The sequence below is a fragment of the Streptomyces sp. NPDC025638 genome, assembly GCF_055558775.1.
In genome coordinates this window covers 604,591-625,252 of sequence record NZ_JBVHLX010000005.1, presented here as the reverse complement: position 1 = coordinate 625,252, position 20,662 = coordinate 604,591, and the positions used below count along the sequence as shown (strand labels likewise).

The following is a 20,662-nucleotide window of genomic DNA, read 5'->3' as shown; positions in this document are numbered from 1 at the left end:
CCGGTAATCCGGTTGAACACCACGAGAGCGGTGCGAGAGGAGGAATAGTCCCCTCGCACACAGCGTCCTCGCTGTGTTATTTCAAAGGAACCTCGTCCCAGTCGTGATGACCGGAGACGGGGTATCAACATATCTGGCGTTGACTTTTGGCACGCTGTTGAGTTCTCAAGGAACGGACGCTTCCTTTGTACTCACCCTCTCGGGCTTTCCTCCGGGCGCTTCCCTTCGGTCTTGCGTTTCCGACTCTATCAGATCCTTTCGGCGTCCGATTCCCGGTCGGCGGGATTTGTCTGGGGCTTCCGGCTTTCGCCTGTCGGCCTTTCGACATTCACTACGTTAGCCGATCCTCTCGGCAACTCATAATCGAGTTCCACGGGCCTGAATTCGGGCATGCGGGCACGCCGAAATTCGCCCCGGTCGAGGGGAAGTAGCAGGTAGTGGGTTGGCCGCTCCGGCTGCTGGCGATTGCCGTACCCGGTTCAGCGGCTCGGGCCACATTACGCACCTTCCAGGGACGCGTCAACTTGAGCGGCGCCTGGGCACATGGGCCCGATAGGGGCTCACCGTCGGGTCGTTGGCGACCCAGAAACGCCAGGGGTGGACGCCTCCGTCGCCGGCCACACCCGTGCGGGGGCCGTTGCGTACCTGGTCGGAGGGCACCGCGGTGCCGGTGAGCAGCCTCAGTGGGGTCTCGCCGGAGGCGCACGCGTCCGTGCCGCTGAGTGCGCGGTCCACGTCCAGGGCTGTGGCCAGGCGTGCCGGTCCTTTGGCCAGTTCCTTGTCATTTCGGGCCGAGAGTCGACGTTTACGCGCGAGCTCGGCGCCCTCGACGACCTCCCCCGCGCGGAGCAGGACGGCGCTCGCCGAGCCTTCCGGACCGCAGACGAGGTTCATGCAGTGCCACATGCCATAGGTGAAGTAGACGTACACGTGTCCGGGCGGACCGAACATCACGTCGTTGCGGGGTGTGCGGCCGCGATACGCGTGTGAGCCGGGGTCGTTCGGGCCGTCGTATGCCTCGACCTCCGTGAGGCGCACCGCGATCGGGCCGTCCGGGGTGCTTCGTACGAGGATCCGGCCGAGAAGGTCGGGGGCGACTTCCAGCACAGGGCGGTCGAAGAACGACCTGGGCAGTGGCGTACGGTCCGGGGGCGCGATCATGTCGTACGAGCGTAGTCCAGACGTGTCTGTGCCAAGGGGTGGTCAAAGGATCCCCCGCTTGCCAGGGTGTGGCGCGGAACCGGTCGCGTCCGGATCGCGTTTGTAGGGATCAGGGATCCATACGTAAAGGGAGAGTCATGGGGTTCAAGAAGCTGCTCGCGAGTCTGGGCGCCGGCGGGGCTTCGGTCGAGACGGTGCTGACCGAGGTCAACGTCGTTCCGGGTGGTGTCGTCCAGGGTGAGGTGCGGATCCAGGGCGGGTCCGTGAACCAGGACATCGAGGGACTGTCCGTGGGCCTGCAGGCGCGGGTCGAGGTGGAGAGCGGCGACGAGGAGTACAAGCAGAACATCGAGTTCACCAAGGTGCGGCTCGGTGGTGCCTTCCAGCTGCAGGCCGGTGCCGTGCACGCCGTTCCGTTCGGGCTGGAGATCCCCTGGGAGACGCCGGTCACGATGATCGACGGGCAGGCGCTGCGCGGTATGCACATCGGTGTGACCACGGAGCTGGAGATCGCCCGTGCGGTGGACTCCGGTGACCTGGACCCCATCAACGTGCACCCGCTGCCGGCGCAGAAGGCGATCCTGGACGCGTTCATCCAGCTGGGCTTCCGCTTCAAGAACGCGGACATGGAGCGCGGTCACATCCGGGGCACGCGGCAGCGGCTGCCGTTCTACCAGGAGATCGAGTTCTACCCGCCGTCGCAGTACCGGGGCCTCAACCAGGTGGAGCTGAGCTTCGTGGCGGACGAGCAGGCCATGGACGTCATCCTGGAAATGGACAAGAAGCCGGGTCTGTTCAGCGAGGGCTCGGACACCTTCCGGTCCTTCCAGGTGGGTCTGCACGACTTCCACGGGACCGACTGGGCGGCATACCTCAACCAGTGGCTGTCCGAGGTCGGCAGCAAGCGCAACTGGTTCTAGGCTCGGTTCCTACTGAAGGAACCGATCAGGAGGTACCGAGGTGACCGAGCTCAAGCGGCGGCCGCTCCCCCATGACTTCCACCCGCCCGTGCCGTCGTTCACGGTGACGAGCGAGGACGTCGAGCCGAACGCGAGGCTCAAGGACGCTCAGGTCCACGCGGCCGGCAACACCTCCCCGCAGCTGCGGTGGGAGGGGTTCCCGGCCGAGGCCAAGAGCTTCGCCGTGACCTGCTACGACCCGGACGCCCCGACCGGCAGCGGTTTCTGGCACTGGGTCCTGTTCGACATCCCGGCCTCCGTGACCGAGCTGCCGGTGGGTGCGGGCAGCGGCAAGTTCGAGGGTCTGCCCGAGGGTGCGGTGCACGCGCGCAACGACTACGGGTCGAAGGATTTCGGCGGTGCCGCTCCGCCGCCCGGGGACGGGCCGCACCGGTACGTCTTCACGGTGTACGCGGTGGACCAGGAGAAGCTCGGTCCGGATTCCGACGCTTCTCCGGCCGTCGTCGGTTTCAATCTGCGGTTCCACGCGATCGCGCGTGCCCAGCTCATCGGTGAGTACGAGAACCCCGCCGAGGGCTGACGCGGCGCCGATTCGGCCCAGCGTTCATTGAACGTTTGCCCGCCTCCGGTCTTGGAAGTGATCAGAGGCGGGCATTTTTTATTGCGTTGTCCATCTCGGCGCGCCCGTACAGAGTTGATCCAAGCCCGCCGGGGGTGGGCAGGTGCACACGGGAGGTGGGCTGGATGCGGGACACGCTGGTGCTGAACGCGAGCTTCGAGCCGCTGTCGACGGTGACGCTGAACCGAGCTGTCGTTCTGGTGCTGCAGGACAAGGCCGTCGTCGAGCAGGCCCACCCCGAACTGCGTATGCGGGGTGCCGCCGTGGACATACCCGCGCCCCGGGTGATCAGGCTGTGCAGGTATGTACGGGTGCCGTTCCGAAGACAAGCGCCGTGGTCGAGGCGGGGTGTGCTGGTGCGGGACCGGCACCGGTGCGCGTACTGCGGGCGGCGGGCGACGACCGTGGACCATGTGGTGCCGCGGGCGCAAGGTGGCGCGGACTCGTGGCTGAACACGGTCGCCTCGTGCGCGGAGGACAACCACCGCAAGGCCGACCGGACTCCGGAGCAGGCGGGCATGCCGCTGCTGCGGCAGCCGTTCGAGCCGACGCCGCAGGACGCGATGCTGCTGGCGCTGGGGCAGGAGGACTTCGAGGCGCTGCCGGAGTGGCTGTCCCAGTCGGCCGCGTAGCCGGTATGTGAGAGGGGCTCGCCTTCCTGGGAAGGCGAGCCCCTCGTCGTATCACGGGTGCGTCAGTCGATCGACGGCTTCTCACGGCGGTCGTTGCCGTTGTTCTGCTGCGGGACAGAGGTTCCGCCGCCCGAACCGCCCGCCAGGGGGCCGAAGTTGCCCATGGCGCCGGACAGGCCCTTGAGGGCGTCGCCGATCTCGCTGGGGACGATCCAGAGCTTGTTGGCGTCGCCCTCGGCGATCTTCGGGAGCATCTGCAGGTATTGGTAGCTGAGCAGCTTCTGGTCGGGGTCGCCGGCGTGGATCGCCTCGAAGACCGTGCGGACGGCCTGGGCCTCGCCCTCGGCGCGCAGGGCGGCGGCCTTGGCCTCACCCTCGGCGCGCAGGATCTGGGACTGCTTCTCACCTTCGGCGGTGAGGATGGCCGCCTGGCGCGTACCTTCCGCGGTGAGGATCGCGGCGCGCTTGTCACGGTCGGCGCGCATCTGCTTCTCCATCGAGTCCTGGATGGAGGTCGGCGGCTCGATGGCCTTGAGCTCGACGCGGTTGACGCGGATGCCCCACTTGCCGGTGGCCTCGTCGAGCACGCCGCGCAGGGCCGCGTTGATCTCCTCGCGGGAGGTCAGGGTGCGCTCCAGGTCCATGCCGCCGATGATGTTGCGGAGCGTGGTGACGGTGAGCTGCTCGATCGCCTGGATGTAGCTGGCGACCTCGTAGGTGGCCGCGCGGGCGTCGGTGACCTGGTAGTAGATGACCGTGTCGATGTTCACGACCAGGTTGTCCTGGGTGATCACCGGCTGCGGCGGGAACGGCACGACCTGTTCGCGCAGGTCGATGCGGTTGCGGATGGTGTCGATGAACGGGACCACGATGTTGAGGCCCGCGTTGAGTGTCCGTGTGTAGCGACCGAAGCGCTCGACGATGGCGGCGCTGGCCTGTGGGATGACCTGGATCGTCTTGATCAGGGCGATGAAGACCAACACCACCAGAATGATCAATACGATGATGACCGGTTCCATCGTGGCTCCCCGTACCCTTCTCCGCCTCGGCGCCTTCGGCAGATCTTATGGCTGTTGAAGATCTTGCTGGACGAGTCTGACAGACCGTCGCACAACTCGTGGGGTGTTCGGTTCAGTTGAGTCCTGCGAGGTCAGATGACGATCGCCGTTGCCCCCTCGATGTCCACGACGTCGACTTCCTGCCCCACTTCGTAGGCGCGGTCGGTGTCGAGGGAACGGGCCGACCAGATTTCCCCGGCGAGCTTGATGCGGCCGCCGGAGCCGTCGACGCGTTCCAGTACGACGGCCTGCTTGCCCTTCAACGCATCCACGCCTGTGGCGAGTTGGGGGCGTTGGGCGCTGTGCCGGGCCGCGATGGGCCGTACGACGGCGATGAGCGCGACCGAGACGACCACGAAAGCGAGTACCTGGACCACGATGTCGAAGCCGAGGCCCGCGACGGCCGCGGCCGCGACGGCACCCACGGCGAACATGCCGAACTCCGGCATCGCCGTGATCACGAGCGGGATTCCGAGCGCCGCAGCGCCGACGAGCCACCACACCCACGCGTCGATGTCGTTCACATGGTCATGTTAGAGCCGCGGACGGTGCCGCGGACAGGGCGCAATGGGGGTCAGGACAGCGGCAGGCCCTGAGCGGTCCAGCGGTCGCCGACCTGCTCCACGACGAGCGGGAGGCCGAAGCACAGGGAGAGGTTGCGCGAGGTCAGTTCGAGCTCCAGAGGGCCCGCGGCGAGGACCTTGCCCTGACGGAGCATGAGGACGTGCGTGAAGCCGGGGGCGATCTCCTCGACATGGTGGGTGACCATGATCATGGAGGGGGCGATCGGGTCGCGGGCGAGGCGGCCGAGGCGGCGGACCAGGTCCTCGCGGCCGCCGAGGTCGAGGCCGGCGGCCGGCTCGTCGAGCAGGAGCAGCTCGGGGTCGGTCATCAGGGCGCGGGCGATGAGGGTGCGCTTGCGCTCGCCCTCGGAGAGCGTGCCGAACTTGCGCTCCAGGTAGTCGCTCATGCCGAGGCGGTCGAGGAAGGCGCGGGCACGCTGCTCGTCGACCTCCTCGTAGTCCTCGTGCCAGTGCGCGGTCATGCCGTACGCGGCGGTCAGCACGGTCTCCAGGACGGTCTGGCGCTTGGGGAGCTTGTCGGCCATGGCGATGCCGGCCACGCCGATGCGGGGGCGCAGCTCGAAGACGTCGGTGCCGGGCGTGCCGAGGGTCTCGCCGAGGATGGTGGCGGTGCCCTTGCTGGGGTAGAGGTAGCTGGAGGCGACGTTCAGGAGGGTGGTCTTGCCGGCGCCGTTGGGGCCGAGGATGACCCAGCGCTCGCCCTCCTTCACCGACCAGGAGACCTGGTCCACCAGAGCCCGGCCCTCGCGGACCACGGATACGTCCTGAAGCTCCAGAACATCGCTCATGAGCGCGTTGTCTCCCCTTGCAGTGTGGCCGGTCTCGGCTGTCGCGTACGCCTGTGGCTCGGTCCGCCGCGCCGGTGGGCGCAGCCCCTACGAAATCTACGCCACCGGTGGCGCGGTCCATTCCATCGGTCCGGTCCTTAGGGTGGGGGCATGCTCTCGGAACCGCGTTCAGGACGCCTCGCCGCTTGGGGAAATTCCCTATTGGCCGGACTTGTCTCGCCGGATGACGCCGTACTCGCCATCGTCGGCGACGACGCGGTGCACCGGGTGGAGGGACTGCCGGGTGAGTCGGCGCCGGTCGGGCTCACGCTCGCGCTGGGGCGGCTGCGGACGCTCGGGGCGACCGGGCTGCGGGTTGCGCTGCCCGCGCCGGGGCATCCGCTGGGGCTGAGCGGGCCGCCGGAGTTCAACGCGCGGGCGCTGGAGGCCGAGGAGGCGGTGATCTGTCACGGCGCCGCGTTCGGGCTGGTGCCCGAGTTGTACGAGGCCGGGCCCGCCGGTGATGTGCATGCCGAGGTGGTCTGGCACTGTCTGCCGGTGCGGGAGGCGCCGCCCGCGGATGTGCCGTCGCTGGGCGAGGCCGAGCGGGAGCTGGCGGAGGCCCTGCGGGACGCGACGGCGGTGCTCTCGCGGCTGGACGTCGCGGGGGCGGGTCCGGTGGCGGAGGCGGCGATCGATGCGTACCGCGCGCGGGCCGAGCGGGGGAACGAGGTGCTGGCGCCGGGGTATCCGCCACGGGCGGTGCGGGTGTTGGAGCTGGCTCAGCGGGTGGGGCTGCTGATTTCCCTGGCCCATGAGAACGGCCACGGGGGTGCGGTGAGCGCGTCGGAGATGGCGGCGCGGGGGGCCGCGCTGCGGCCGGTGGAGCGGACGGCACGGCGGGCGCAGGTCGCGGCGTACAACTCCGTTGTGGAGGAGCGGGGGCGGTGAGCGTCGGCCGGTGGTGACCTGCGCCGATGAGTGACCGGCCTCCCGGTGAGGTGTCGGGAGGCCGGGGGTCCGCGGGGGTGGGCTCAGTGGTTGAGGCCCACGTTGCCGAAGGCCGGGTTCAGGGCGCCGATGACGTTCACGCTGTTGCCCACCACGTTCACCGGGACGTGCACCGGGGCCTGGACGACGTTGCCCGAGACGACGCCCGGGGAGCCCTTGGCCTCGCCGCCGGCCCAGGAGCCGTTCGTGGCGGAGGCCATTCCGGCACCGGCCGCCAGCAGGCCCCCGGCCACCATCGTCACGGCCGCGGCCTTCTTCAGGTTCTTCACTTTCAACCCCTCCTTGGCGATCACCGCGGCAGTCGCCGCGGCACGCACTGGAGAACGGCGGAGATCGCCGGAGGGTGCGCCGTCCGGGTGACATTCCCCCGACGGTATGAATCTCACCCTGTCACACCGTGACGAACGGCCCACAGCGCCGCCTGGGTCCGGTCCGCGAGGTCGAGTTTCATCAGGATGTTCGAGACGTGCGTCTTGACGGTCTTCTCGGACAGGACGAGGGCGCGGGCGATCTCGCGGTTGGAGCGGCCGTCCGCTATCAGGCCCAGCACCTCGCGCTCCCGCTCGGTGAGTGAACCTCCCCTGCTCTGGCCCGAGTTGGCGTCCTCCGGGGAGAGCAGCGCGCCGGCCACCTCCGGCTGGAGGAGGATGTGCCCGGCGTGCACCGAGCGGATGGCGCCGGCCAGCGCGTCGGGGTCCACGTCCTTGTAGACGTATCCGGCGGCGCCCGCGCGCAGGGCCGGGACCACCGTGCGCTGCTCGGTGAAGCTGGTGACGATGAGCACGCGCGCGGGGTTGTCGAGTTCGCGGAGTCTGCGCAGCGCGTCGATGCCGTCCATGCCCGGCATCTTGACGTCCATGAGGACCACGTCGGGCTTCAGTTCCTCGGCGCGGGCGACCCCTTCGGTGCCGTCGGCCGCCTCGCCGACGACCTCGATGTCGTCCTGCACCTCCAGGAAGGTGCGCAGACCGCGGCGGACGACCTGGTGGTCGTCGACGAGCAGCACCCTGATTGCGTCAGCCACCGGGGACCTCCATCTCGATCGTGGTGCCCTTGCCGGGCGCGGACTCCACCGTGAGCGAGCCGCCCACCCCGCCGGCCCGGTCCCGCATGGAGACCAGTCCCAGATGACGTCCCGCGCGGCGGATCGACTTCGGCTCGAAGCCGCTGCCGTCGTCGGTGACGCGCAGGACGGCTCCGCAGGCGCGGCGGCCGAGGGTGACGTCCACATGCTGTGCCCCGGAGTGCCGCAGGGCGTTGTGCAGTGCCTCCTGGGCGACGCGCAGCAGCGCATCCTCCTGTGCGGCGGGCAGGGCGCGGAAGCCGCTGGAGGCGAAGGACACGCGCGCGCTGTGGGCGCGGTCGAGGACCTGGATCTGGGTCCGCAGGGTGGCGACCAGGCCGTCCTCTTCGAGGGCGGCGGGGCGCAACTCCACCACGGCGGCGCGCAGTTCGTCGGCGGCCTCGGCGGCGAGCCGGGCCACTTGATGCAGTTCGCCCTTGGCGCGGGACGGGTCGCGGTCGACCAGGGCCGCGGCCGCCTGTGCCGTCAGGCGCAGGGAGAACAGCTTCTGGCTCACCGCGTCGTGCAGTTCGTGGGCGAGCCGCGAGCGCTCCTCGGAGATCGTCAGCTCGCGGCTGCGCTCGTACAGACGGGCGTTGGTGAGGGCGATCGCGGCGTGCTGGGCGAGGATGGCCAGCAGCTCCTCGTCCTCCTGTGTGAAGCCGCAGCTTCCCTCGGGCTTGGGACAGCGCTTGTTCGCCAGGAACAGCGCGCCGATGATCTCGTCGCCGTCGCGGATCGGCAGGCCGATGAAGTCGGACATCTCGGGGTGGGCGGCCGGCCAGCCCTCGAAGCGGGGGTCCTTGCGCACATCGGCGAGGCGCTCCGGGCGGGCCTCCTGGAGCATCGCGGCGAGGATGCCGTGCTGACGCGGGAGCGGGCCGATGGCCTTCCACTGTTCGTCGCTGACCCCGTCGACGACGAACTGGGCGAAGCCGCCGTGGTCGTCCGGGACCCCGAGGGCGGCGTACTGCGCGTCGAGCAGCTCGCGGGCCGAGGCGACGATCGTCTTGAGGACGTCGCGCACCTCCAGGTGCCTGCTCATGGCCAGCAGCGCGGAACTCACCGCGGCGAGGCCGGACCGGGGGCCTTGACTCATGACCTCACGGTACCGGCGGGGTGTGACAGTGCGGATCGGACCTGTGGCGGCCGGACCTGGGCCGGTGGTCCTGGTCCGCAGGACGTAGGTCTCCGGCCCCGGACGTGCGGCTTAGGGCGAAGGACCGCACCCATGTGCGGCCCGCGTCCGAGGCGGCCGGGTCGGTGCCGTTCCTAGGTTGAAGCCACCGCCGATCGGAGGTCGGCGCGGCAGAGGGGACGGTTGTCATGCCGGTAGCGATCATCACGGGGGCCTCGAAGGGGCTGGGACGGGCGCTCGCCGAGGCGCTGGCCACGCGCGGCTGGGATCTGGTGCTCGACGCCCGGGGCGCCGACGCGCTCACGGCGGCGGCCGCGGCCGTGGCCGGGCACGGCACGCGGGTCGAGGCGCTGCCCGGGGACGTCACGGACGCCGGGCACCGGGCGGAGCTGGTGGCGGCGGCGTGGCAGCTGGGCGGTGTCGATCTGCTGGTGAACAACGCGAGCGCGCTGGGCGCCGAACCGCTGGTGCGGCTGGCGGAGCTGCCCCTGCAGGGGCTGCGGCGGGCGTTGGAGGTGAATGTGGTGGCGGCGCTGGGCCTGGTCCAGGAGGCGCTGCCGCTGCTGCGGGAGTCGCCGGCGGGCGCGGTGGTCGCGGTCAGCTCGGACGCGGCCGCCGAGGCGTACGAGACCTGGGGCGGCTACGGGGCGTCCAAGGCGGCCCTGGACCAGCTCGCAGGGGTGCTCGCCGAGGAGGAGCCGCGGCTACGGGTGTGGGCGGTCGACCCCGGGGACATGGCCACGGAGCTGTATGCGGCGGCCGTACCGGACGACAACGGTCCGCGGCCGGAGCCGGCGAGTGTGGTGCCCGCCTTCCTGCGGCTGCTGGACGAGCGTCCGGCGAGCGGCCGCTATGGGGCGCCCTCCCTGCTGGAGGGGCGATGACGCCGGCGCTGAGGGTGCCCGAGGAGCTGTCGGCGCGGGTGCCCGCCGAGCAGCGCGGGCCGGGTCTGGGTCGGGATGCCGTACGGCTGCTGGTGTCGCGCGGGTCCGAGGTGTCGCACCACGTGTTCGCGGAGCTGCCGCGGTTGCTGCGGGCCGGGGACCTGCTGGTGGTGAACACCTCGCCCACGCTGGCCGCCGCGGTGGACGGGAGGATCGGGCACACGCGCGTGGTGGTGCACTTCTCCACGCTCGGCGACGACGGGCGGTGGGCCGTCGAGCTGCGGGATCCGGACAGCAGGGGGACTACGCGCGCGCGTGCGGGCGGGCCCGCGGGTACAGAGGTGCGGCTTCCCGGGGGTGCGGGGCTGGTGCTGGAGGAACCGCTGAGCCCACGGGGTGAGCGGCTGTGGTGGGCGCGGGTGGCCGGGGCTGACGTCCTCGGACTGCTGCGGGAGCACGGGCGGCCCATTCGCTACTCCTATACGGAGCGGGACCAGCCGTTGTCGGTGTACCAGACGGTGTTCGCGCTGCCGTCGGCCGACGGGGCGGGCAGTGCGGAGATGCCGAGTGCCGCCCGGCCCTTCACACCGCGGCTGGTGACGGAGCTGGTGAGCCGGGGTGTGCGGTTCGCGCCGGTCACGTTGCACACCGGGGTGGCGTCGGCGGAGGCGCACGAGCCGCCGTATCCGGAGCGGTACGCCGTGTCCGAGGCGTCCGCGCGGCTGATCAATGACGTGCGGGCCGGGGACGGCCGGGTGGTCGCGGTCGGTACGACGGCGGTACGGGCCGTGGAGTCGGCGGCCGGGGCGGACGGGACAGTGCGGGCGATCGAGGGATGGACCGATCTCGTGGTGACGCCCGAGCGCGGGGTGCGGGTGGTCGACGGGCTGCTGACCGGGCTGCACGAGCCGGAGGCCTCGCATCTGCTGATGCTGGAGGCGATCGCGGGGCGGGCGGTGGTCGACCGCGCGTACGAGGAGGCGCGGCGCCGGCTCTATCTGTGGCACGAGTTCGGCGACGTGCATCTCATCCTGCCGGAGGAGAGCCCTGACACAGAGCGTTGCTTTGGCAACTTTCGGTGAGGATTCATCGCCCGCGGTGTGAGCCCGCGCATAGGGCGCGGATCACGTACGAACGGACATAGGAGATATACCGACACGTCCCGAACGGGGCAGACGCTCCAGTCTGTCCCGTTTTGCCCTTCCCCGATCCACTATCCAGGGTCGTACGTCACACCTTTGCCAGGCGATTTTGCGGCCGCTAAGAATTGCTCCTGTCGCCGGACGCCGTGGGTTTCGCCCCGCGGCGTTCGTACGGGCCGGACCCGGTTCCCCCGTCGGACAGAAGGCGACTCCGCGCTATTCGAAGAGGTCGATCTGCCATGCTCAAGAACACCAACACTCGTCTCAGTCATCGCCTGACCAAGCACCACAAGATCGCGATCGCCGGCGTCGCCGCCCTCGGTACCGCCGCCATCGCCTTCTCGGCGGTTCCCAGCAGCGCCGAGACGATCATGACCGGGGCTCCCTCCACCGAGGCCCGGGTGGCGTACAGCACCGAGCAGATCAAGGGCGTCAAGGGCACGGTCACCGACCAGCTCGCCACCGAGACGGTCAAGATCCAGGAGATCGCGGCGCAGAAGAAGGCCGCCGCCGACGCGCTCGTCAAGAAGCAGGCCGAGACCGCCGCCAAGGCGAAGGCTGTCGCCGAGGCCGCCAAGAAGGCCGCCCAGGAGCGCGCCGCCAAGCAGACCGCGAGCCGGTCCGTCGAGCGTGCCGCGGCCAAGCCCGCGAAGTCCTACCCCAACAACCTGGACGGCTGGATCCGGGAGTCCCTGGACATCATGAAGGCCAAGGGCATCCCGGGCTCGTACAGCGGCCTGCACCGCAACATCATGCGGGAGTCCTCCGGCAACCCGATGGCCATCAACGGCTGGGACATCAACGCCATCAACGGCATCCCGTCGAAGGGCCTGCTCCAGGTCATCCCGCCGACCTTCAAGGCGTACCACGTGCCCGGCACCTCGTGGAACATCTACGACCCGGTCGCCAACATCACTGCCGCCTGCAACTACGCCGCCGACAAGTACGGTTCGATGGACAACGTCAACAGCGCGTACTGAGGCCGCGCGGACCTCTTCTCGCGTACGCCGAAGGGCGGCACCCCCAGCCGGGGTGCCGCCCTTCGGCGTCGTACGCGCGCGGTTACTTGCGCATGACCTCGGGCTCGTGGCGGCGCAGGAAGCGGGCCACGAAGAAGCCGCAGATCACGCCGAGGGCGATCAGGGCGGCCATGTCCACGCTCCAGGCGCCGACGGTGTGGTCCCACAGCGGGTCGGTGCCCCCGCCGTCCTTGGGCGGGCTGATCTTGTTGAAGTCCAGCGTGGCGCCGGCCGCGGCGACCGCCCAGCGGGACGGCATCAGATACGAGAACTCGTTGACGCCGATCGAGCCGTGCAGGGTGAACAGACAGCCCGTGAACACGACCTGGATGATCGCGAACATGACCAGCAGCGGCATGGTCTTCTCGGCCGTCTTCACCAGCGAGGAGATGATCAGGCCGAACATCATCGAGGTGAAGCCGAGCGCCATGATCGGCACGGACAGCTCGACGATCGTCGCGCTGCCGAGGACCAGGCCCTCCTTCGGGATCTCACGGCTGGTGAAGCCGATCACACCGACCAGCAGGCCCTGGAACACGGTGATCATGCCGAGCACGAACACCTTGGACATCAGGTATGCCGAACGGGACAGGCCGGTCGCGCGCTCCCGCTCGTAGATCACCCGTTCCTTGATCAGCTCACGGACCGAGTTCGCGGCACCCGCGAAGCAGGCGCCGACCGCGAGGATCAGCAGGACCGTGGTGGCCGTGCCGTTCGGGATGATCCGGCCGGTCTGCGGATTCGCCGGGTTGGGCAGCAGGCCCTTGTCGGCATCGATGAGCAGGCTCACCGCGCCGAGCACGGCCGGCAGGATCACCATCAGGGCGAGGAAGCCCTTGTCGGACGCGATCACCGACACATAGCGGCGCACCAGCGTGACGAACTGCGACATCCAGCCCTGCGGCTTAGGCGGCTTCATCGCCTGCATCGGAGGCATCTGTACGGCCTGCGGCGCAACGGCGTCGATGTCCGCGGCGTACATCTGGTAGTGCTGCGAGCCCTTCCAGCGGCCCGCCCAGTCGTAGTCGCGGTAGTTCTCGAAGGCGGAGAAGACATCGGCCCAGGTGTCGTAGCCGAAGAAGTTCAGCGCCTCCTCCGGCGGGCCGAAGTAGGCCACCGAGCCACCCGGCGCCATCACGAGCAGCTTGTCGCAGATCGCCAGCTCGGCCACGGAGTGGGTGACGACGAGAACCGTACGGCCGTCGTCGGCCAGGCCGCGCAGCAGCTGCATGACATCGCGGTCCATGCCCGGGTCGAGGCCCGAGGTGGGCTCGTCGAGGAAGATCAGCGACGGCTTGGTGAGCAGCTCCAGGGCCACCGAGACACGCTTGCGCTGGCCGCCGGAGAGGGAGGTGACCTTCTTCTCCTTGTGGATGTCGAGCTTCAGCTCGCGCAGCACCTCGTCTATGCGGGACTCGCGCTCGGCGGCCGTGGTGTCGGCCGGGAAGCGCAGCTTGGCCGCGTACTTGAGGGCCTTCTTGACGGTCAGTTCCTTGTGCAGGATGTCGTCCTGCGGGACCAGACCGATGCGCTGGCGCAGTTCGGCGAACTGCTTGTACAGGTTCCGGTTGTCGTAGAGGACCTCGCCCTGGTTGGCGGGCCGGTAACCGGTCAGCGCCTTCAGCAGCGTCGACTTGCCGGAACCGGACGGGCCGATGACCGCGATCAGCGACTTCTCCGGAACGCCGAAGGAGACGTCCTTCAGGATCTGCTTGCCGCCGTCGACCGTGACGGTCAGATGGCGCGCGGAGAAGGAGACCTCACCGGTGTCGACGAACTCTTCCAGCCGGTCGCCGACGATACGGAACGTGGAGTGGCCGACGCCGACGATGTCGGTCGGGCCCAACAGCTGCGAGCCGCCCTTGGCGATCGGCTGGCCGTTGACGTACGTGCCGTTGTGCGAGCCCAGGTCACGGATCTCGAAGCGGCCGTCGGGCGTCGCGTGGAACTCGGCGTGGTGCCGGGAGACCTGGAGGTCGGAGACGACCAGCTCGTTCTCCAGCGCACGGCCGATACGCATCACACGGCCCAGCGAGAACTGGTGGAACGTGGTCGGGCTGCGGTCGCCGTAGACCGGCGGCGCCCCCGCGCCACCACCGGGCACCTGCTGCGCGCCCTGCTGCTGCGGGATCGACGCGGCCTGCTGCGGCTGCTGCCAACCGGCCTGCGGGGCCTGCTGCGGCGGCGGGGCCTGCTGGGCCCAGCCGGCGCTCGCGCCCTGCGCGGCGTACGGCGCGGCCTGCGGCTGCTGCGGCTGAGCGGCGGCAGCGGCACCGGACAGGTTCAGCCGCGGTCCGTCGGTCGCGTTGCCGAGGTGCACGGCGGTTCCTGGGCCGATATCCAGCTGACCGATCCGCTGCCCCTGCACGAACGTGCCGTTGGTGCTGCCGTGGTCCTCGATGACCCAACTGCGTCCGTTGAAGCTGACCGTGGCGTGACGCCAGGAGACCCTGGCGTCGTCGAACACGATGTCTCCCTGCGGATCGCGTCCGAGTGTGTAGGACCTGGACGAATCGAGCGTCCAGGTCCGTCCGTTTGATTCCAGTACGAGTTCCGGCACTCCATGCCCCACTGAGTTGTCCCCCGAGTTACCCCCATCACAGGGAGTCTAGGGATGTCGAACATCGTGGGGAACTATTTCAGGCTCGGCCCTCTGACCGAAAGTCGGGCCTTGTGATGAACGGCGTCGAGCGCTTCACCTACTCCCGTTGACGGGGTTGAAACCGACCCGGAGAGTGGTAATCCCACGCGAGGGGGACACGCGCGGCCGCCGGCCGCGCCGCGGATCGGGGGGTCTGCCATGAGCTCTGCCACGGGAGTCGAGACCGCTGGACACGGCGCGAGGCTGCCGTGGGCGGACGTCCTGCTGTCCGCGATCGCCGCGGTGAGCTGGGCGTTGCTGGGAATGGCGGGCACGGCCGCACTCGGCCTGCATCTTCTGCAGGCGGACGCGGCGGGCTCACTGGGCCCGATGACGGCGGCTGTTGTGGCGCTCGGGGCGGGTGGTTCGGTCACGCCGTCCGGCGATGTGTCCGCTTTCGGCCTGAAAGGCGCGGAGGCGCACACGGCCATCGAGATCACGCCACTCGGGGTGAGCCTGGTGGGCGCCCTGCTGCTGTCGTGGGTGTTCCTACGGTCCTTGCGCACGGCCGGAGTTGTGATCGCACCGGCCGAACTCCTCGCGCGCGCGGGCGCGGTGATCGCGCTGTTCGTGGCGACGCTGGGCGGGCTGGCCTGGGCGGGACACGACGTCATCACGATCGACGGCGGTTCACTCGGCCTCGACAAGCTGCCCGGGCTGGGCGGCGGCGGGGGCAAGGGCGGCGGGCTGAGCATCCCCGGGCTCGGGGACATCGGTGGACTGCTGCCCGACCGCATCGGCGACCTCGTCGACGCGAAGGCGGCGGTGGGCTTCACGGTGGACACCGCGCCCACCCTCCTGGGCGGACTCGGCTGGTCCGCCGGCATCCTTCTGATCGCCCTGCTGACCTCGCGCCGTACTCCCCTGCCGCGCGGCTGGGAGGCCGTGCACCGGGTCGTACGGCCCGCGGCCTCGGCGCTCGTCACCGTGCTGGTCGTGGCCGTGGCCGCCGGGCTCGCGGCGGCGGCGTACGCGGCGATCGGCGACGACCACCCGGGGCGCATCGCGGGCGCGGCACTCCTGGGCGCGCCCAACGGGGTGTGGCTCGGGATCCCCATCGGCCTGTTCGTGCCGTGGGACGGCAGGGCGACCGGCGCACTGGTCACGGTGCTGCCCCACCCCCTCGACGAGTTGCTGGGCGGGAAGTCCGACCAGCCGGTGACGCTGGGCCGGCTGGCGGACCTGGACGGGCGGGTGTGGCTGCTGGGGGTGGCGGCGGCCCTGATGATGCTGCTCGCGGGCGTGCTGACGGCGGTTCGCACGCCGGTGGAGGCGGGGGCCGGTACGACCGCGGCGACTGCGGGATCGGGTGTACGCGGTTCCGGTGCCCTCGGTTTCGCGGGGCGGTGCGCGCTGCGGCTGGGGATCGCGACCGCGCTGGCGCTGCCCCTGCTCGCCTGGCTGACGGAGGTGTCCGTGGACGCCTCGCTGTCCGTGCTCGGCTTCGACGCGTTCGGCGCCGGCATCGAACTCCACGGCCGGCTCGGCATGGCACTGCTCCTCGGGGCCGTCTGGGGCGCGGGCGTCGGGGCGGCCGGAGCGCTGCTGGCCCGGGCCACCGGCGCCGCGGGACGACGGGCGGCGCCGCTGGCACTGGGTGACGCGGGGGACGGCACCGGGTATCCGAAGCACGCCGGACACGCCGGGAGCGGCGATGCGGTGGGCGCAGGGCAGTCCGGCCCGTACGTGCCCGGTACGCCGTACCGCCCGCCCAACCCCGACACGAACCCGTATCTCCAGGTGCCTGACGAGCTGCGGGAACCCGGGCGGAACATTCCGCGCACCCCACCCGCTCCTGGCGGCGGCCGAGTCCCCGACGGTGCTCCGCCGCCGTCCGCCGACGTGTACGGCGCGCCCACCATGGCGCGGCCGTTCGACCCGCCGCCGCGCTCACCCCGGCACCGCCCCGGGCCTCGCCCCGGGGACCGGCCCCCGCATGGGTCCGCCTCCGACGACGGTCCACCGCCCCCACCTCCGCCTCCGCCCCCAGCTCCGCCTTCGCCTTCGCCGAGGGGGCCGAAGGGGCGTGGCTGAGGTGCGGGGCCGGGCCGACGAGCGGCGGGGGATCCACTCGTGCCCGTGAAGTAAGGCGCTCGACACTGCTCCGTCACCCACTGTTCCCTGTCCGCTAGGCGGACCACATGGGCAGAAGGCACTGGGTGCCGGATACGGTGGATACACCATGAGCGCTTCGCAGACCTCCGAGGTCCCCACCCTCCTCGTCAAGATTTTCGGCAAGGACAGGCCGGGCATCACGGCCGGCCTCTTCGACACACTTGCCGCCTACTCGGTCGACGTGGTCGACATCGAGCAGGTCGTCACGCGCGGCCGGCTGGTGCTCTGCGCGCTCGTGACCCAGCCGCCGGCCGGGCTGGAGGGCGACCTCCGGGCCACCGTGCACAGCTGGGCCGAGTCGGTGAAGATGCAGGCGGAGATCATCTCCGGTCACGGCGACAACCGCCCGCGCGGCCACGGCCGCTCCCTGGTGACCGTCCTCGGCCACCCCCTCACCGCCGAGTCGACCGCCGCCATCGCCGCCAGGATCGCCAAGGCCGGCGGCAACATCGACCGTATCTTCCGGCTCGCCAAGTACCCGGTGACCGCGGTCGAGTTCGCGGTGTCCGGCGTGGAGACCGAGCCGCTGCGCACCACCCTGGTGTCCGACGCGAGCGCGCTCGGCGTCGACATCGCGGTCGTGTCGGCGGGGCTGCACCGGCGGGCCCAGCGCCTGGTGGTCATGGACGTGGACTCCACCCTCATCCAGGACGAGGTGATCGAACTCTTCGCCGCGCACGCGGGCTGCGAGGACAAGGTCGCCGAGGTCACGGCGGCCGCGATGCGCGGAGAGCTGGACTTCGAGCAGTCGCTGCACGCGCGCGTGGCCCTGCTGGAGGGGCTGGACGCCTCCGTGGTGCAGAAGGTGCGCGGCGAGGTGCGGCTGACGCCGGGTGCGCGCACCCTGATCCGTACGCTCAAGCGGCTCGGCTACCAAGTGGGCGTGGTCTCCGGCGGATTCACCCAGGTGACCGACGATCTGAAGGAGCGCCTCGGGCTGGACTTCGCCCAGGCCAACACCCTGGAGATCGTCGACGGGAAGCTGACCGGCAGGGTCACCGGCGAGATCGTGGACCGGGCGGGCAAGGCGCGGCTGCTGCGCCGGTTCGCCGCCGAGGCCGGTGTGCCGCTGTCCCAGACGGTGGCGATCGGCGACGGCGCCAACGACCTGGACATGCTGAACGCGGCCGGACTGGGCGTGGCCTTCAACGCCAAGCCCGTCGTCCGCGAGGCCGCGCACACCGCGGTGAACTTCCCCTTCCTGGACACGGTGCTCTATCTGCTGGGCGTCACCCGGGAAGAGGTCGAGGCGGCGGACACGCACGACGAGGCCTGAGCCACCGGACCGGACACGGACGAGGGGCCCTGCACCAGCGCGGTGCGGGGCCCCTCGACGCCTACCGTCACACCGGCGGGGTCACTCGGACGGCGCCCAGTAGTCGGTCAGCTCGCCGGCGCCCGGCTCCAGGCTCTTCCAGGAGCCGCTGTAGGACACGACGGCGAAGGCGGCGGCGGGGAAGCCGCGGCGGTTCATCCGTTCGCGGGCGCTGTCGTCGGACGAGCCGGACAGGATCTCGGCCAGGCCGTGCACCCCTGGGTTGTGACCGATCAGGATCACGTTCTGGGCGTCGTCCGGGACCTCGTTGAGCACGGCGATCAGCTCGCCGGGCGAGGCCTCGTAGAGCCGCTCCTCGTAGACGGTTTTCGGCCGGTGCGGGAACTCGTGGACGGCGAGCTTCCAGGTTTCGCGGGTACGGACCGCGGTGGAGCACAGGGCCAGATCGAACGGGATTCCGGTGTCGGTCAGCTTGCGTCCGGCGACTGCGGCGTCCGTGCGGCCCCGCTCAGCGAGGGGCCGCTCATGGTCGGTCACCTGTGGCCAGTCGGCTTTCGCATGCCGGAAGAGGACAATCCTGCGGGGTTCTGCGACGCTCATGGGCCCAGCTTCGCATGAAACAGGCCATGCGGCGCAGGGAGTTGACATGCGGATTTGCGGTGCGGGACGGCCTGGAACTAGCGCGCGATCAGCTGCTGCACACGCTCGACGAGATGGGTGACCGCGGGGTCGCCGGTGGCCGCGTGGGCGTCCGACGGGTTCAGTATCAGCAGGAGCAGGGAGACGAAGGCGAGCGCGGGCAGGACAAGGGCCCACCAGGGCAGCCGGATGTCGACGCCGCCCGTGGTCGCCGGGTGGGGCGGGGTCCGCGTACAGGCCGACATGATCGCCTCCGCTGGTCTGCGAGTGGTCCGTGACCGCGTCCCGCGGGCACAACTCGAAACTACGGAATCCGCCGCCGCCAACCCATCCGGTGATCCACCCACTTGACCCTGACACTCACCCCCTAGGGGATGGTGGTGCCAGCACCACCATCGGCCGCGGGGGCTGTGGTCAGGGGGACGCGATGGTCGCGACGATGGCGATGAGCACGAAGATGACGAGGAACGAGCCGAAGATGATCAGCATCTTCTTCTGGCCGTTCGGGGGGTTCGGGTCGAGCACAGGCATGCGGCCAGTCTCGCACCCTCCTCCCCCTGCGGGACTGCCGGGGTGAGCTCGGCGGGTGAACTCAAGCGGGTGAACTCAGCGCCCCGCTTCCTGCTCCACGGTCCGGTCCCGGCCCGCCAGGACGCCGACCACCATCTGCGGGAGCATCAGACCGGCCATGAGGGCGATCGGCAGGCCCCAGCCGCCGCTGTGCTGGTAGAGCACGCCGACCAGCAGCGGCCCGGGGATGGAGATCAGATAGCCGGTGCTCTGCGCGAAGGCGGAGAGCTGGGCGACGCCCGCGCCGGTCCTGGCCCGCATGCCGACCATCGTGAGGGCCAGCGGGAAGGCGCAGTTGGACACGCCGAGCAGCAGGGCCCAGGCCCAGGCACCGGCGGCCGGGGCGAAGTACAGGCCCGCGTAGCCGGCCAGACCGCACCCGCCGAGGGCCAGCACGATCGGCCCCTGGTGGGGCAGCCGGGTGGCGAGCCGGGGGATGACGAAGGCCAGCGGCACGCCCATCACCATGGTGATGGCGAGGAGCACCCCTGCCGTGCTCGCCGAGACGCCCGCGTCACGGAAGATCTGCGGCATCCAGCCCATCGTGATGTAGGCGGCGGTGGCCTGGAGCCCGAAGAAGACGGCGAGCGCCCAGGCCGTACGGCTCCGGGTGATCCGCAGCGCGGGCGGCTGCTCCGCACGCGCGCGTGCCTCCCGTACCGGTTCCTCGGGTACGGGCGCCGCCTCCCGGTGCCGTACCAGCGCGACCCACGGCAGGGCCGCCGCCGCGGCGAGCACCGCCCACACGGCGAGCCCCGGCTGCCAGCCGCCGCCGAGCGCGTCGGTCATCGGCACGGTCACCGCGGCGGCGGCCGAGGTGCCGAGGGCGAGGGCCATCGAGTACAGGCCCGTCATGGAGCCCACCCGGTCCGGGAACCAGCGCTTGACGATGACCGGCATCAGGACGTTGCTGACCGCGATGCCCATGAGGGTGAGCGCGCTGGCGGCCAGGAATCCGGCCGTCGACCCGGCGTAGGGCCGTATGAGCAGGCCCGTCGTGATGGCGACCATGCCGGCGCACACCACGGCGGCCGGTCCGAAGCGGCGCGCGAGACGGGGTGCCATGACGCCGAAGACGGCGAAGCAGAGCGGGGGCACCGAGGTGAGGAGCCCGGCCACGCTGCCGCTCATGCCCAGCCCGTCGCGGACCTCTTCGAGGAGCGCGCCGAGGCTGGTGATGGCGGGGCGGAGGTTGAGCGCCGCGAGCACGATGCCGACGACGAGCAGCCGTGTCGCCCACGCGCGCGTGGCGGGGGCCGGGGTGCCGTTGGCGTCCGGGGCCGCGGCGCGTTCGGCGCCCGGGGCGATGGTGCATTCGGTTGTCGACGTCCTCGTCCTGGTTTCCTCGCTCACCATGAAGTCCATCATAGAATCATAGGATGATTGGTTGTCCATCCCCGGGCCGTCTCCTCCCGGCCCTCTC

The 20,662-nt window shown here is 70.4% G+C and carries 21 protein-coding genes; 9 read left to right on the top strand and 12 right to left on the bottom strand.

From position 1 onward, the window contains the following. Positions 1-519 precede the first annotated feature (519 nt). A complete protein-coding gene (locus tag ACZ4EG_RS16980) occupies positions 520-1,161 on the bottom strand; it encodes a DNA-3-methyladenine glycosylase (protein ID WP_467791115.1) in 642 nt (213 codons plus the stop codon). Between the two features lie 137 nt (positions 1,162-1,298). Here ACZ4EG_RS16980 and ACZ4EG_RS16975 point away from each other — a divergent pair, with 137 nt between their 5' ends. From ACZ4EG_RS16975 to ACZ4EG_RS16965, 3 genes are all read left to right on the top strand, one after another. Continuing rightward, entirely contained in the window at positions 1,299-2,081 is a 783-nt protein-coding gene (locus ACZ4EG_RS16975) for a sporulation protein (protein WP_390711255.1), read from the top strand. Positions 2,082-2,121: 40 nt separating this feature from the next. Further along, a complete protein-coding gene (locus ACZ4EG_RS16970; protein ID WP_390711256.1) occupies positions 2,122-2,661 on the top strand; it encodes a YbhB/YbcL family Raf kinase inhibitor-like protein in 540 nt (179 codons plus the stop codon). Between the two features lie 164 nt (positions 2,662-2,825). After that, positions 2,826-3,332, top strand: a complete 507-nt coding sequence (locus ACZ4EG_RS16965; protein WP_467791114.1) for an HNH endonuclease — start codon at positions 2,826-2,828, stop codon at positions 3,330-3,332. A gap of 62 nt (positions 3,333-3,394) precedes the next feature. Here the strand turns inward: ACZ4EG_RS16965 and ACZ4EG_RS16960 are convergent, their stop codons facing one another. The 3 genes from ACZ4EG_RS16960 to ACZ4EG_RS16950 all read right to left on the bottom strand — a co-directional run bounded on the left by ACZ4EG_RS16960 (position 3,395) and on the right by ACZ4EG_RS16950 (position 5,762). Further along, positions 3,395-4,351 (bottom strand): SPFH domain-containing protein, encoded by a 957-nt coding sequence (locus tag ACZ4EG_RS16960; protein ID WP_453561938.1) that lies wholly within the window; start codon positions 4,349-4,351, stop codon positions 3,395-3,397. Positions 4,352-4,482: 131 nt separating this feature from the next. Continuing rightward, entirely contained in the window at positions 4,483-4,914 is a 432-nt protein-coding gene (locus tag ACZ4EG_RS16955; protein WP_453561936.1) for an NfeD family protein, read from the bottom strand. Between the two features lie 50 nt (positions 4,915-4,964). Further along, a complete protein-coding gene (locus ACZ4EG_RS16950; protein WP_390711260.1) occupies positions 4,965-5,762 on the bottom strand; it encodes an ABC transporter ATP-binding protein in 798 nt (265 codons plus the stop codon). A gap of 150 nt (positions 5,763-5,912) precedes the next feature. Between ACZ4EG_RS16950 and ACZ4EG_RS16945 the strand changes: the two genes are divergently transcribed. Then, complete coding sequence (locus tag ACZ4EG_RS16945; RefSeq protein ID WP_453561935.1) at positions 5,913-6,692, top strand: hypothetical protein; 780 nt, start codon at positions 5,913-5,915, stop codon at positions 6,690-6,692. An 83-nt stretch (positions 6,693-6,775) separates the two neighbouring features. On the opposite strand, the gene ACZ4EG_RS16940 is transcribed toward ACZ4EG_RS16945, so the two are convergent. From ACZ4EG_RS16940 to ACZ4EG_RS16930, 3 genes are all read right to left on the bottom strand, one after another. Then, positions 6,776-7,021 (bottom strand): chaplin, encoded by a 246-nt coding sequence (locus ACZ4EG_RS16940; RefSeq protein ID WP_263207162.1) that lies wholly within the window; start codon positions 7,019-7,021, stop codon positions 6,776-6,778. Between the two features lie 113 nt (positions 7,022-7,134). Further along, the gene (locus ACZ4EG_RS16935) at positions 7,135-7,776 is read right to left on the bottom strand and encodes a response regulator (RefSeq protein WP_467791113.1); all 642 of its coding nucleotides are present in this window, start codon (positions 7,774-7,776) and stop codon (positions 7,135-7,137) included. Further along, positions 7,769-8,914: a GAF domain-containing sensor histidine kinase gene (locus ACZ4EG_RS16930; protein ID WP_467791112.1), complete on the bottom strand. Its 1,146-nt coding sequence runs from the start codon at positions 8,912-8,914 to the stop codon at positions 7,769-7,771. Before ACZ4EG_RS16930 ends, ACZ4EG_RS16935 begins: the two co-directional genes overlap by 8 nt. Positions 8,915-9,141: 227 nt before the next feature. On the opposite strand from ACZ4EG_RS16930, the gene ACZ4EG_RS16925 reads away from it, so the two are divergent. The 3 genes from ACZ4EG_RS16925 to ACZ4EG_RS16915 all read left to right on the top strand — a co-directional run bounded on the left by ACZ4EG_RS16925 (position 9,142) and on the right by ACZ4EG_RS16915 (position 11,959). Then, positions 9,142-9,837 (top strand): SDR family NAD(P)-dependent oxidoreductase, encoded by a 696-nt coding sequence (locus tag ACZ4EG_RS16925; protein ID WP_467791111.1) that lies wholly within the window; start codon positions 9,142-9,144, stop codon positions 9,835-9,837. Continuing rightward, a complete protein-coding gene (locus ACZ4EG_RS16920; protein ID WP_467791110.1) occupies positions 9,834-10,919 on the top strand; it encodes an S-adenosylmethionine:tRNA ribosyltransferase-isomerase in 1,086 nt (361 codons plus the stop codon). The genes ACZ4EG_RS16925 and ACZ4EG_RS16920 overlap by 4 nt, the downstream gene beginning before the upstream one ends. Before the next feature lie 299 nt (positions 10,920-11,218). Then, entirely contained in the window at positions 11,219-11,959 is a 741-nt protein-coding gene (locus ACZ4EG_RS16915; RefSeq protein WP_467791109.1) for a transglycosylase SLT domain-containing protein, read from the top strand. Between the two features lie 82 nt (positions 11,960-12,041). On the opposite strand, the gene ACZ4EG_RS16910 is transcribed toward ACZ4EG_RS16915, so the two are convergent. Further along, positions 12,042-14,570 carry an ABC transporter ATP-binding protein/permease gene (locus ACZ4EG_RS16910; RefSeq protein WP_467791108.1) on the bottom strand — a complete coding sequence of 843 codons (2,529 nt, stop codon included), beginning with the start codon at positions 14,568-14,570 and terminating at the stop codon, positions 12,042-12,044. 228 nt (positions 14,571-14,798) lie between these two features. Between ACZ4EG_RS16910 and ACZ4EG_RS16905 the strand changes: the two genes are divergently transcribed. Next, the gene (locus ACZ4EG_RS16905; protein ID WP_467791107.1) at positions 14,799-16,673 is read left to right on the top strand and encodes a streptophobe family protein; all 1,875 of its coding nucleotides are present in this window, start codon (positions 14,799-14,801) and stop codon (positions 16,671-16,673) included. 148 nt (positions 16,674-16,821) lie between these two features. After that, the gene (gene serB / locus ACZ4EG_RS16900) at positions 16,822-18,030 is read left to right on the top strand and encodes a phosphoserine phosphatase SerB (protein WP_390711269.1); all 1,209 of its coding nucleotides are present in this window, start codon (positions 16,822-16,824) and stop codon (positions 18,028-18,030) included. An 81-nt stretch (positions 18,031-18,111) separates the two neighbouring features. Here serB and ACZ4EG_RS16895 read toward each other — a convergent pair whose 3' ends face one another. The 4 genes from ACZ4EG_RS16895 to ACZ4EG_RS16880 all read right to left on the bottom strand — a co-directional run bounded on the left by ACZ4EG_RS16895 (position 18,112) and on the right by ACZ4EG_RS16880 (position 20,595). Next, entirely contained in the window at positions 18,112-18,630 is a 519-nt protein-coding gene (locus tag ACZ4EG_RS16895; RefSeq protein WP_390711270.1) for a SixA phosphatase family protein, read from the bottom strand. 77 nt (positions 18,631-18,707) lie between these two features. Beyond that, on the bottom strand, positions 18,708-18,914 hold the full coding sequence (locus ACZ4EG_RS16890) for a hypothetical protein (RefSeq protein ID WP_467791106.1): 207 nt from the start codon (positions 18,912-18,914) through the stop codon (positions 18,708-18,710). Between the two features lie 169 nt (positions 18,915-19,083). Next, a complete protein-coding gene (locus tag ACZ4EG_RS16885) occupies positions 19,084-19,200 on the bottom strand; it encodes an SGM_5486 family transporter-associated protein (protein WP_363297403.1) in 117 nt (38 codons plus the stop codon). Between the two features lie 75 nt (positions 19,201-19,275). Further along, positions 19,276-20,595, bottom strand: a complete 1,320-nt coding sequence (locus ACZ4EG_RS16880) for a CynX/NimT family MFS transporter (protein WP_467791105.1) — start codon at positions 20,593-20,595, stop codon at positions 19,276-19,278. Positions 20,596-20,662 lie beyond the last annotated feature (67 nt).

What these genes read in the sequence shown, in the direction of transcription:
- ACZ4EG_RS16980 (WP_467791115.1), bottom strand. Translation starts at nt 1,161, where the DNA reads ATGATCGCGCCCCCGGACCGTACGCCACTGCCCAGGTCGTTCTTCGAC.
- ACZ4EG_RS16975 (WP_390711255.1), top strand. Translation starts at nt 1,299, where the DNA reads ATGGGGTTCAAGAAGCTGCTCGCGAGTCTGGGCGCCGGCGGGGCTTCG.
- ACZ4EG_RS16965 (WP_467791114.1), top strand. Translation starts at nt 2,826, where the DNA reads ATGCGGGACACGCTGGTGCTGAACGCGAGCTTCGAGCCGCTGTCGACG.
- ACZ4EG_RS16960 (WP_453561938.1), bottom strand. Translation starts at nt 4,351, where the DNA reads ATGGAACCGGTCATCATCGTATTGATCATTCTGGTGGTGTTGGTCTTC.
- ACZ4EG_RS16950 (WP_390711260.1), bottom strand. Translation starts at nt 5,762, where the DNA reads ATGAGCGATGTTCTGGAGCTTCAGGACGTATCCGTGGTCCGCGAGGGC.
- ACZ4EG_RS16945 (WP_453561935.1), top strand. Translation starts at nt 5,913, where the DNA reads ATGCTCTCGGAACCGCGTTCAGGACGCCTCGCCGCTTGGGGAAATTCC.
- ACZ4EG_RS16930 (WP_467791112.1), bottom strand. Translation starts at nt 8,914, where the DNA reads ATGAGTCAAGGCCCCCGGTCCGGCCTCGCCGCGGTGAGTTCCGCGCTG.
- ACZ4EG_RS16925 (WP_467791111.1), top strand. Translation starts at nt 9,142, where the DNA reads ATGCCGGTAGCGATCATCACGGGGGCCTCGAAGGGGCTGGGACGGGCG.
- ACZ4EG_RS16920 (WP_467791110.1), top strand. Translation starts at nt 9,834, where the DNA reads ATGACGCCGGCGCTGAGGGTGCCCGAGGAGCTGTCGGCGCGGGTGCCC.
- ACZ4EG_RS16915 (WP_467791109.1), top strand. Translation starts at nt 11,219, where the DNA reads ATGCTCAAGAACACCAACACTCGTCTCAGTCATCGCCTGACCAAGCAC.
- ACZ4EG_RS16905 (WP_467791107.1), top strand. Translation starts at nt 14,799, where the DNA reads ATGAGCTCTGCCACGGGAGTCGAGACCGCTGGACACGGCGCGAGGCTG.
- serB (WP_390711269.1), top strand. Translation starts at nt 16,822, where the DNA reads ATGAGCGCTTCGCAGACCTCCGAGGTCCCCACCCTCCTCGTCAAGATT.
- ACZ4EG_RS16895 (WP_390711270.1), bottom strand. Translation starts at nt 18,630, where the DNA reads ATGAGCGTCGCAGAACCCCGCAGGATTGTCCTCTTCCGGCATGCGAAA.
- ACZ4EG_RS16890 (WP_467791106.1), bottom strand. Translation starts at nt 18,914, where the DNA reads ATGTCGGCCTGTACGCGGACCCCGCCCCACCCGGCGACCACGGGCGGC.
- ACZ4EG_RS16885 (WP_363297403.1), bottom strand. Translation starts at nt 19,200, where the DNA reads ATGCCTGTGCTCGACCCGAACCCCCCGAACGGCCAGAAGAAGATGCTG.
- ACZ4EG_RS16880 (WP_467791105.1), bottom strand. Translation starts at nt 20,595, where the DNA reads ATGGTGAGCGAGGAAACCAGGACGAGGACGTCGACAACCGAATGCACC.